The organism is Chitinophaga sp., from assembly GCF_036566945.1.
Lineage (GTDB): Bacteria > Bacteroidota > Bacteroidia > Chitinophagales > Chitinophagaceae > Chitinophaga.
Genome location: NZ_DATCVJ010000254.1, coordinates 1 through 11,514, shown reverse-complemented (window position 1 = coordinate 11,514; position 11,514 = coordinate 1). Strand labels below are relative to the sequence as shown.

Annotated in this window: 9 protein-coding genes and 1 tRNA gene; 4 read left to right on the top strand and 6 right to left on the bottom strand. The window is 43.7% G+C overall.

Features of this window, described 5'->3' with window-relative positions; translation table 11 throughout:
- The 5 genes from VIP81_RS07495 to VIP81_RS07475 form a co-directional block, all read right to left on the bottom strand.
- Positions 1–504 (bottom strand): SDR family NAD(P)-dependent oxidoreductase (locus VIP81_RS07495; RefSeq protein ID WP_331957996.1); only part of this gene is annotated, 504 nt, incomplete at its 3' end.
- Positions 505–607: 103 nt separating this feature from the next.
- The gene (locus VIP81_RS07490; protein WP_331957994.1) at positions 608–2,248 is read right to left on the bottom strand and encodes a peptide MFS transporter; all 1,641 of its coding nucleotides are present in this window, start codon (positions 2,246–2,248) and stop codon (positions 608–610) included.
- Between the two features lie 112 nt (positions 2,249–2,360).
- On the bottom strand, positions 2,361–3,104 hold the full coding sequence (locus tag VIP81_RS07485) for a LytTR family DNA-binding domain-containing protein (RefSeq protein ID WP_331957992.1): 744 nt from the start codon (positions 3,102–3,104) through the stop codon (positions 2,361–2,363).
- Between the two features lie 2 nt (positions 3,105–3,106).
- The gene (locus tag VIP81_RS07480) at positions 3,107–6,124 is read right to left on the bottom strand and encodes a sensor histidine kinase (protein WP_331957990.1); all 3,018 of its coding nucleotides are present in this window, start codon (positions 6,122–6,124) and stop codon (positions 3,107–3,109) included.
- A 498-nt stretch (positions 6,125–6,622) separates the two neighbouring features.
- Positions 6,623–7,897 (bottom strand): hypothetical protein, encoded by a 1,275-nt coding sequence (locus VIP81_RS07475; protein ID WP_331957988.1) that lies wholly within the window; start codon positions 7,895–7,897, stop codon positions 6,623–6,625.
- A gap of 249 nt (positions 7,898–8,146) precedes the next feature.
- Between VIP81_RS07475 and VIP81_RS07470 the strand changes: the two genes are divergently transcribed.
- The gene (locus VIP81_RS07470) at positions 8,147–9,307 is read left to right on the top strand and encodes a DUF5009 domain-containing protein (RefSeq protein ID WP_331957986.1); all 1,161 of its coding nucleotides are present in this window, start codon (positions 8,147–8,149) and stop codon (positions 9,305–9,307) included.
- A gap of 71 nt (positions 9,308–9,378) precedes the next feature.
- On the opposite strand, the gene VIP81_RS07465 is transcribed toward VIP81_RS07470, so the two are convergent.
- Positions 9,379–9,912, bottom strand: a complete 534-nt coding sequence (locus VIP81_RS07465) for an NAD(P)H-dependent oxidoreductase (RefSeq protein ID WP_331957984.1) — start codon at positions 9,910–9,912, stop codon at positions 9,379–9,381.
- Positions 9,913–10,054: 142 nt separating this feature from the next.
- On the opposite strand from VIP81_RS07465, the gene VIP81_RS07460 reads away from it, so the two are divergent.
- From VIP81_RS07460 to VIP81_RS07450, 3 genes are all read left to right on the top strand, one after another.
- Positions 10,055–10,405, top strand: coding sequence for a helix-turn-helix domain-containing protein (locus VIP81_RS07460; RefSeq protein ID WP_331957982.1), 351 nt, complete (start codon positions 10,055–10,057; stop codon positions 10,403–10,405).
- Between the two features lie 15 nt (positions 10,406–10,420).
- Positions 10,421–10,888: a DUF1572 domain-containing protein gene (locus VIP81_RS07455; protein WP_331957980.1), complete on the top strand. Its 468-nt coding sequence runs from the start codon at positions 10,421–10,423 to the stop codon at positions 10,886–10,888.
- A 68-nt stretch (positions 10,889–10,956) separates the two neighbouring features.
- Positions 10,957–11,029 (top strand) — tRNA-Lys (locus VIP81_RS07450).
- Positions 11,030–11,514: the final 485 nt, after the last annotated feature.

The window sequence follows — 11,514 nt, the reverse complement described above, 5'->3', positions numbered from 1 at the left end:
TACTTTTACATTAAACAGTCCCATTTCAAAAGAGAGACTTTCGCTCCAGCCTTCCAGCGCAAATTTAGTGGCGTGGTATACGGAACCTAAGGGGAAGGTAAACAAACCGCCCATAGAAGTAGTGGTGATAAACATACCGTCTTTCTTCTCTCTGAAATAAGGGATGAATGCCTGAGACACCCGCAGTACACCCAGCAGGTTCGTATTCAGTTGACGTACTATTTGTTCATCGCTAATGGCTTCCATGGGCCCTACCAGGCCGTAGCCGGCATTATTGAATACTACATCTACGCCTTGCTGAATGGCTTGCTGCGTGGTAGTCCTGATCTGTTCCGGATTGGTAACGTCCAACGGCAACAGGGTCACGTTTTTCAGTTGAGAGAGGATGGTTTCTTTTTCCGGCTGCCGCATAGTAGCTATTACTGCCCAACCTTTTTCATGGAATAATTCCGCGGTGGCCCTGCCTAAACCGGTAGAAGCACCGGTGATGAAAATTGTTTTCATATTGTTTCGTTTTTTACAATACAAAATTCGGCCGGCCGCGGCTTATGCACGTTGCCATAATGCAGATAGTTGTATCCAAAATGACGAAGGCGGGAAGCGTACCTTATTTCACATACTCCTTAAAAATCCTGTTCAGCCAGCGCAGCATCATAAAAATTACCATCGCTGCACCGCCCAGCAACAGAAAGTTCACCAGGAAATAGTTCGCTTTGTTATCATAGGTGTCCCATAAAGTAGCCAGAATACCGGAGAGCTTATTGCCGATGGAGGTGGCCAGGAACCAGCCCCCCATCATCAGTGAGGTAATACGTGCCGGGCTTAGTTTGGATACCAGCGATAATCCCATGGGGCTGAGGAACAATTCACCTACGGTGATGATGCCGTAAGATCCTATCAACCACCAGGGCGATGCTTTGATGGCGCCATTGCTGCACATATATACCGCACCCACCATCATGAGTGTTGACAAGGCCGATATCAGCAGTCCCCATGCTATTTTTGATGGGGTAGAGGGTTCGCGGTTGCGTCGACGCAGCAAGGCAAAGAATAATACCAGCAAAGGCGTTAGCGTGATCACGAAGAATGGATTGATGGATTGAAACAGCTCTGTATTATATAAGCTGATACTTTTTCCTGCTGCCGGCATTTTCTCCGGCGCTACGTTTTTGAAATAGGGTACTTTGTCCCATACTTTCGTTGGTTTGCCTGCGGCGTCGCGTATTACTCTGAATTCACTATCATATGCGGTCACAGAATCCGGCTTGTTCACCACCGTTTCTACGAGGTAAAGGCGCTGCGCCGGCTGCTCAATGGCGGAAGGGATTTCTCTGTCTGTATAATATTGCGCCCAGGTAGTAAGGGCAGTACCATTTTGTTTAAATACGGCCCAGAATACAATAGATACGGCAAAAATGGCCAACAGCGCGGATATTGGTTTACGATCATTTGCATCAGCCTTCATCAGAAGAGACACGAAAAAGAACAGGATGGGGATACAGGCAAAAATGAATGCGTCGGTGGAGTCGGAACCGAAGATGTTGCCGGGAATAAACCAGGCGCCCAATCCCACTACGATGGCTGGCAGGAACACGACGGAGAAGATCCTGCTCAGCGGCATATCGCCTTCCTGCACAGGTTTGCGAACATCCGCGTGTTTGTAATGTTTCATACCAATAACGAAAATCAGCACACCCAGGAACATCCCTACGCCGGCAGCAATGAATGCTGCGCCCCAGCCTACAGTGTTTCGCAGGAAGGCCGCAAAAAAGTTACAGATAAAGGCGCCGATGTTAATACCCATGTAAAAAATATTATACCCGGTATCCTTACGGCTGCGATATTTTTCATCGTTATATACATTTCCCAGCAAAGTGGAAATATTGGGCTTAAAAAAGCCGTTACCTATACAGATCAGTGCGAGCGACAGATAAAAAACGGTCAGGTTATGTACAGACAAACCAATATATCCGAACCCCATTAATATACCGCCAATGATGATGGATTTACTGTAACCGAGTTTGCGGTCGGCTATCAGGCCGCCCAGGAAAGGCGTCAGGTACACAAAGGCGATGAAGGTACCGAAGATGTCGGCTGCAGTAGCGCGATCCATGCCCCAGCCACCTTTTGACGTGTCTGTCAGGTATAACTGGAAAATACCGAGGATCAAATAAAAACCAAATCGTTCCCACATTTCAGAGAGAAACAGGAATGGCAATGCTGTTGGATGATTGCGCGTTTTTTGCATATAGGAAAATGTAAAGCTACTGTACAGGCGTAAAAAGGATATCATCCGTTACCACCAAACCGCTAAAATAAGGGAAAGATGGGAATCATCGCAGGGGCATCATTATCTTGTGTTACAAAGTGTTCAGAAAATCATTTTTTCGTCGTTGTGAAATTTCCAGTTTGACGCCGTTGCTCATGGTGACAAAACCGCTTTTTCCTTTGATATAGCTTTTGATGAAGCGGAGGTTGATAATGGTGGATTGATGTATGCGGCAAAAATTATTGGCGCTGAGCAGACTTTCATAGTAGCCCAGTCCACGGGAGGAAATAAGTTTTGTATTATTGACCAGGTGAAAAGTGGTATAGCTTCCTTCCGACTGGCACCAGATGATATCTTTCAGATCCAGGAATTCATAGCCGGTAACGGTAGCCACACTGATTTTCCGATCCTGGCTACTTTGCTGGATCATATTGTGCAGGAGGGTATCGATATGCTGATGTTTGGATTTTTCATTAATTCTTTTCCGGGCCCGGTCAAGGGCATCTTTGAATTCATTGATACCAACAGGTTTAAGTAAATAATCGACGGCGGCGAACTTGAATGCTTTGATGGCGTAATTATCAAATGCGGTGATAAAGATTAGTTCAAAGTTTCGGGTAGATAATTTACGCAGCACATCAAAGCCGGTACCATCGGCGATTTGAATGTCCATGAAAACGAGTTGCGGTGCTTTGGTTTCAATGAGTTGTACTGCCTTTTTAACATGACCTGCCGTTCCGCATATTTCCAGCTCGGGTCCAAATTGTTGGATCAGGTCACTGACTACCTGTATATTTTTTTCGTCGTCTTCGATCAGAATAGTTTGTATAGTCATAGCTAATCATTTAATATCGGAAACGATACGCGTACCGTTGTGCCGTGTGCGGAGGGGTCGTTTGCTCCTTTGTCCGATGTTTCTAACAGTATTTTATCCTTTTGAATAGCATTGATAATATCGATGCGACTTTTGGTAATGCCGGTACCTAACGATATGTAGCCCGGAAAGCTGGTTTTATGAGCGGCTATGGAGGCGTTGATACCAATACCATCGTCATCAATAGTACATACCAGGTAATTGTCTGTTTGGCTGAAAGAGATGCGAATATTTCCCTGTTGATTCTCCAATGGAGTGATACCATGTTTAATAGCATTTTCTACATATGGCTGAATAATCATGGAAGGGATACTGATATCTGTAGGGTCAATGTCTGCTGCTACTTCCACGGTATAGTTCATCCGGTCTCCCAGGCGCACTTTTTCCAGGTCCAGGTAGAGCTCCAGCATTTCCAGTTCTTCTGCGAGCGTAATGTCGGCAGCAACGCTATATTGTAGAATATTCCTGATCAGTTTCGAGAATTTATACAGGTATAAATTGGCGTTTACAGTATCTGCCCGTAATATATGATGTTGTATTGATCCTAAGCAATTAAAAATGAAATGTGGATTCATTTGTCCCCGCAGTGCTTTCATTTCCAGTTCTGCCATTCCTTTCCTGATCTGGTATATCTTGTCTTTTTTACGTTGTTGTATCCGGAAATAGATGTAAACGAAGCAGCCTATGAGGATGGCGGTTAAAAGATAGGTGCATAAGATAAACCAGAATGTTTTCCAGAATGGTGGACGCACGGTAATCGTCAGTTTTTTTACCGGGTTACTTTTATTTCCCCACCGGTCTACAGCCCTTACCTCAAAAGTATGAGTACCGAAGGCCAGGGTAGAAAATTCCAGTACATCGGTAGCGGTATTGGTCCAGTTGCTATCCAGATCTTTAAATCGGTACTGATAGGTGGTTTGTTTTCCACTCCGGAAGGAAATACCGGATAGTTCGATCCGTAATTTATTTTTCCGGTAATCAATTGCCACGGTGTCGCCGGAAACGATTTCCTCGTTTCCCCTGACCACTGTATTAATATTGATCAGCGGGTGTGGCGTCGTGTGTGACCTGTCATTTTTGGAAATAAAGTAGATACCGCTGACCGTTGCCGCCCAGATGTATTGGTCACTGACAGCCGTTTGATTAACATCGGAAGAGATAAGCCCTTCATTTTCTGTGATACCGGAAGTAGTATATACAAGTTTATGGTGGTCCCAATGGTAAGCTACCCGGGATATACCCCGGTCTGTTGATATCCAGGCTATATTATCCTCAAAAAGGACATGTTTACACATATCGCTCAATAGCCCCTGATCTTTCCCGATCGTCGTGAGGCGTCCATGTTTTAATATGTGGAGGCCTTGTGGTGTGGAGATCCAAATAGCCGAATCCGGCGCCATGTTGATCCGGTTGATAATACCACTTAACTGCGGAAATTTCTTTCCCAGGAAGGTGATTGAATCCTTTGTATAGAAATATACACCACTGAATGATCCCCAGTAGAAGGTATCACCTATGCCGCTTATACAGGTGGTTCTATGGGGGGAGATCACCCTGTAGTTATTATTATTGGGGTTATAGATGTATATGCCTGCACCGGTGGACAGGGCCACGGCGGTGTCAGATATAATAAAGGCGCCTTTCAAACTGATACCGCGAAAAATGGTTTTGCAGATATCGCCAGGACTAAGACGATGAAGACCGTAATCGCTGGCGATGATCAGTTGATCTTTACCATAGGTCTGAATATCCATGATCCGGTTGTTGGTATTGGAATCATTCCATTTGGAATAGACTTTACTTTTTAAGTCGGCCAGATTAACTTCAATAATGCTCCCGTTTGTAAAACCCGCTACCACTCGTTTGTTATCAACGGCTTTAATACTTTTTACGTCTTTATCCGCCAGGTTCGGCAAGCCTGATAGATAGTGAGCATTCAGATTAGGGACATAATATACGCCGTCGTTATAGGTGGTGACCCAATAGCCCTCTTCATGGTCTTTCAGGATGGAGGTGCAAAATGTTTTTGGAAAAAAAGTGGTGATGGTCCGGTCGGGGGACTGGAAATTTTTTATCCTGAGCAGGCCCCTGTTCCTGGTACAACACCAGAGGGTGCTGTCATTTTCACAGAAAATCGCATTGATGTCGCGATATTCCAGCTGCAGCGATTTAATGGTGCAGATGCTTTTTAGTCCGGAGCTGTCTGCTTCATATAACCTGTCCGTGAAGAACAGGAGTGATCCCTTTCTCGTATTGAAAGTATGCAGGAATTTCATGGTGAAGAGAAAATATCCATCAGGGGGAGAATATGGGAAGACGTAGCTGTTGCCAGCTTTACTATTTATCGTGAGTTTATAGGTGTACTCGTCTGATAGCGAAAAGTAAAAATTAAATTTTTTTTCAGTAGATGCTTTTAGCTGGGGAATCCAGTAGGGAGCATAGTCAGTCCCGAAAGACTGATAGGTAAATTTCCATGCGCCCGTTTTGTCAGGGGATGAATAGCGCCCGTTGTGTAATTTGGCGCCTTCTTCTGAAAAACTGGAATGGAGGAAAATCGAGTCGCCCATGCGATCTTCTGAGATGGAGAAAACACCTTTGCACTGATCCAGCGTTTGTATCCTGCCATTATAACAAACGCTGGGTATCCCGGATATGGAGATAAACCACATGTTATTGTTTCTATCGAGGTATAGCCGGAGGATTTCATTGTCTGGCAAACCATTTTCTTTGGAGTAGTTTTTAAATGTTCTGCCGTCAAAGCGACTAACACCCTGATTGGTGGCAAACCATATAAAGCCATTTCTATCCTGCAGGGCCTGGTAGATGATAGCTCCCGGCAAACCATCTTTAACCGTATACTGGGTATGTGAGGGTTCCTGGCACCGGGCCGTAACAGGCAATAGAAATAAAAGCAGGAGCACCAGTTTGCATACCGGATTGGCCATGGAGCGATGAGTGGAATAAAAGGAATATAGGAACATACTATATTTAATAGGAACGAATGTTTTTACTACCGGGTCAACTACAATTACAAATTCGTAAAACGCCCTTGGTCGGATAAATATACGAATAAACATATAAACAAACGGTTATGTATCGAAAAAGGACCTGTTGGATGCAGTTTATCTTGTTTTCAATGCAGTTATAAAATGGCATTTTAACGATTGAAAGAGGACTTATACCTTGTTGAGAATTGCGGCCAAAGCAAGTATCAGGTACTGGTCGTGGATAAGATTGCCAACACTCCTTCCGCCATTTTAAGGAACATAGCTCCGCGTTTTGCGGGGATATAACAGTAATCATTCATCCATGTATTAGTGCTTATCCATGTACAAATCAACAGAGGGCATTGAAAGAATGTCCTTCTGTTGTTTGTCATCTTAATATAAACCTCCTTACCCTTTACCTATACAATACAAGCACGTTTTGAGACGAACAAAGTGGTCATCTTTTTTAATAAAGATGACCGCTTTGCCGTATTACTTCAGCAGGTCATCTGCGAATTGTAGGTATTGCATCCAGTCGAAGTGTACAATATCGTGGTCGCCGGTGCGAATATGATACCGGATGGTATTTCCAACAGACTTGTCAGGAGCGGGCATGGTATCAGTCTCCATACCTTTTTTGCCAAACAGCGCATACACGGGTTCCGCATTTTTTGCGCTCAGAAATTCGCCATAGGGATCTGACCAGCGGTCGTTGGTGGCACTGGCTACATATAGAGGACGTGGAGCCAGCAGTGCCAATAGCATGTGTTGATCTATCGGGAGGGCATTGACATCATCCGCATAACTTTTATACTTCGAAATATACCAATGAGGAAATGAGGTGGTCATACCCTTTAATGTTTGTCCGTAGTTTCTTCTTGTTAGCGCGGCTCCGCCTTCACCGGAATTATTGGAGATGATGGCTGCAAAGCGGATGTCGTTGGCGCCGGCCCATAGCGCGATTTTACCAAGACGGGAATGACCTATTACGATTGCTTTTGTGGCATCCACTGCTTTGTCGGTTTCAAGATAATCGAGGATGCGGCACAGCCCCCAGGCCCAGGCACCCATGGCGCACCAGTCGGTATCTTTTAGCTGCAGCTGCCCGGCCAACGTGCTTCTGATGCCCGTTTTCCATCCGTCCGGATCATCCCGCTCCAGATCACCATAATAAGCGGTGGCTAATCCATATCCGTGTTCCATGAGGGTTTTCACCGGCCAGCATTTTTCCTGATCACCTCTTACGGGAGTGGCGTTTTCGTTTTTAAGGTGTAGTAAATCAAGATAATTTTGGGAGATGATAATGTTTTGATCCGTGCTTACGCATTGATTTCCTTTAAAATTAAAGCCCGTGAATACCGGAACCGGTTTGGTGGCGTGGGACGGAACATACAGTAACAGGTCTATGTAAGGCCCCTGGTCACCAGCCGCTAAATAAATGCGCACCTGTTTGGAAATGGCCAGCCCTTCAACAGCATTACTATCAATTTTCTGCACGGCAAAATGTAACTGCGAAGATGGCCCCGGAAACTGACCGTACATATTTTCTTTAAACAGCGCTAATATTTCACTCCGGCATCGGCCATTCCAGTCTGCCCTGGTCTTTACTTTTTTGTTATGGCTGTTGATGAAGGGAGATGGCAACGTATACGTTCCTACGGCAGATTCGGTATAATTCGGATGGCGTTGGGCAAATGCAGATGCTGCACTGACGCTAAAGAGCATCGCCATAAAAAAACGCAGGTAGACATGGATAGCTGTTGGCATAAAGCAATTTATACGGGTTGAAATAGAAAGCCTGGGTAGCATAATAAATATAGGGTATTTTATGAAGGCTATCTATGTTAAAGAGAACATTGTCCCCTGGATGGCGGATTATTGGCGGAAATGGCTGACAGGTAAGGATTAGCATTGCCCCAAAAAAAGTCCCGGTTAATTTTTAATTTTTTTTAATTTCATTTTTAGTAGCTTGTATGCTGCGTGCAACCAAAGTCTTTGAATTATAACGAATCATTCATGCCTACATTAACAACATTTCCGTTGCAAGCCGGGGAAGTAGCTGCAACCACTGGTGAAGGTGAAAAGAAAGGCCGGCTTTACTCATTAGATGCCCTCCGGGGATTTGATATGTTCTGGATTATGGGTGGGGGAGCTATCTTCCACGAGATTGCCAAAGCTACCGGGTCGCCTTTTTGGGAGGCGATAGCCGTACAGCTGGAGCATCCCGACTGGAATGGTTTTCACTTTTATGATCTCATTTTCCCGCTTTTCCTGTTTATGGCGGGTGTTTCAACGCCGTATTCTGTTGGGCGTGAGTTAGAGAAAGGTAAGAACCGGAGCCAGCTTTTGCTGCGTGTCATAAAAAGAGGACTGATCCTGGTGTTGTTGGGAATCATTTATAACAATGGGCTACAACTACATCCCATCTCAGAAATACGTTTTTGTAGTGTATTGGGGCGGATTGGTCTGGCCTATATGTTTGCCAATATTATTTACCTGTATACAAAGGAGCGGGCGCAAATGATCTGGTTTGTAGGGATCATTGTCACTTACTGGTTGCTGCTCAAGTTTACGTCGGCACCCGGTTTTGCGCCTGGTGATCTTACCATGCAAGGCAATTTTGCCTCTTATGTGGATCGCCTGGTTGTTCCGGGTAAGTTGTATCTGGGCATTCACGATCCGGAAGGATTTGCTTCTACGTTCCCTGCTATCAGTACCGCCATGTTGGGAATTCTTACCGGTAATTTATTACGTAACAGTCCTATGCCACCCATGAAAAAGGTAGGCTTGATGGCGCTTACCGGTGTGGTGTTTTTAGTGCTGGCTCAGTTATGGAATCTGGATTTTCCTATCAATAAAAATCTGTGGACCAGCTCATTTGTGCTGCAGGTAGGTGGTATCAGCTTGTTGTTGCTCGCACTTTTCTATTACGTGATTGATATATTGGGATATAAAAAATGGGCGTTTTTCTTCCGGGTGATTGGGATGAATTCTATCCTCATTTATATTTCTGCGCATTTCATTGACTGGAGTTATACCAACAACGCATTTTTTAAATGGCTGGGACAATTGGTGGGTGATCCATTCGGCGCAGTGGCGCTGGCGATCTCCCTTGTATTTGTAAAGTGGCTGTTCCTGTACTTCATGTATAAAAAGAAGGTATTTCTGAAGGTGTAAAGACATCGTATTAAAAACGTGATACCATTTGAAAGGATGGTATCACGTTTTTAATTTTAAGGACATCTTTTTTATAAGCCATCTATGAAAGCCATATAATCTCCGGCGCTTTGATCTACCTGTGCTGTTGTAGGATGATGCTCCACACCATAAAAGGCAAAGAATGATTTATACTCGGCTTTTATGTAGTTAAAAGTTATTTCAAATGGAGCGGTGAGTTGCGCCAGCGTGTATTTATATCTTCCGGAGGTGGTATAATCTTCTTTATTAATGCCGGCGGAAATACCCAATGCTATTTTCTTCCCGGCCATTTGATAGCCGCTGCCGGCGCCATATGCCCAGCCCTGCGTCAATACTTCATCCAGCCATTTTTTGAAAAGTGGTGGGCAGTTAAACCAGTAGAAAGGAAACTGGAATATCATCTTATCATAGGCGGCTATTATTTCCTGTTCTTTCGTTACATCAATTTTTTCATCCGGATATAAGCGATGCAGATCGTGTAAGGTATATTTTTCAGGATGTTTTTTCAATTCTTCCACCCACCGTTTGTTGATCAGGGAGGTTTCCAGGCTGGAATGAATGATGATCACCAATGTCTTCTTCATCTTTTTTTTATATTTTAGCAAATATGAAAATCGTACACTGATTGACCAATAAGGGTCAAATTAATCAGTCAGTGATTAATTTATCACTATGCCCGTGAGTGGTCGTTTTGTTAATTTTGTACACCTAAAGTAGCAGTAGCATATGTATCAGCGAAAAATCCCCATTGATTATAATTGTGGTCTTACCATAGCGATGGAAGTAATCGGTTCTAAATGGAAGTTTTGTTTACTCGATGAAATCTCCAAAGGAATAAAACGTCCCAAAGACCTGGTGAATGCCATTAACGGTATCACCCGTCGGGTATTACAAAAGGATTTGAAAGAACTGGAACAGCATGGGGTATTAGGGAAAAACGTGTATGCAGAAGTGCCCTTAAGAGTAGAATACTATCTCACCGCATCAGGAAAAACACTCCTGCCGCTGATTGCGGCTGTTGACAAATGGGGATTGAGCTTTGCCCCCCAATTGAAAAGCATACTGACTGTCGTTTAACACAATTCTTATAACATGATAGCAACAAAACAAATATCGAAACATTTCAGAGATGTTCATTTTGGAGGTAACTGGACGAGCGTAAACCTAAAGGATACACTCAAAGATATTAACTGGAAACAAGCCACCACAAAGGTATACGATCTCAACACCATCGCAGTGTTAGTGTTTCATATTAACTATTATGTGAGTGCTATTTTAAAAGTCCTCGAAGGAGCACCTTTAAACGCCAGCGATAAATTCAGCTTCGATCTGCCTGCTATCACCTCTGAAGAAGCCTGGCAGGAGCTGGTCAACAAAGCCTTAACAGAGGCGGACCAACTCGCCGTACTTATTGAACAATTAGAGGAAGCAACACTACTACAGGATTTTGCCGACCCTAAATACGGCAGTTATTGCCGGAATTTACTGGGCGTTACCGAACATACGCACTATCATCTCGGGCAAATATCTCTCCTGAAGAAAATTATACACGCGGAGTGAGTTTTTTTTGTGAGAAGTCTTGGAATTTGAAAAAAATGTTTACTTTCGCGCTCCCTTTAGGGGGAAATGATTCCCTAGCTCAGTTGGTAGAGCAATACACTTTTAATGTATGGGTCTTGGGTTCGAGTCCCAAGGGGATCACTGGAGAAACTGGAAACCTGCGCTTGGCGCGGGTTTTTTGTTTTTGGTCTATTTGTTAGTCTATCAAAGTGCGAAATTGCGATTCGTGGTTACTTAGTTTTATTCGGGTTGACTTATCGATACTAATTTACAATATTTAAAAATTAAATTCTGAAGAGATTTTATTTGTAATTCCAGCGGGATCACAGAAGACTTACAGACCTCGCGCCAAGCGCGAGGTCTTCTTTTTTAGTCGAGTTCCGATTGTACGCGTCATTTCTTCGCGTACTTTATACAGATTAACGAGCTTTTAATAAGTTACTACTCTTTGATCTTATCTCAAGTTTTCAAAAAAATAGTATTTTGAGATCAGCCTTTTAAAACTACAATATGGAATTCATTTCTGATTTGGATTTGGGTAACTTTTTTAGCAATTCACCTCTGTATTCAAAAATAAAATTCGTGACAATACAAGGGAATAAGCAGTTGAATGTATATAACTACCT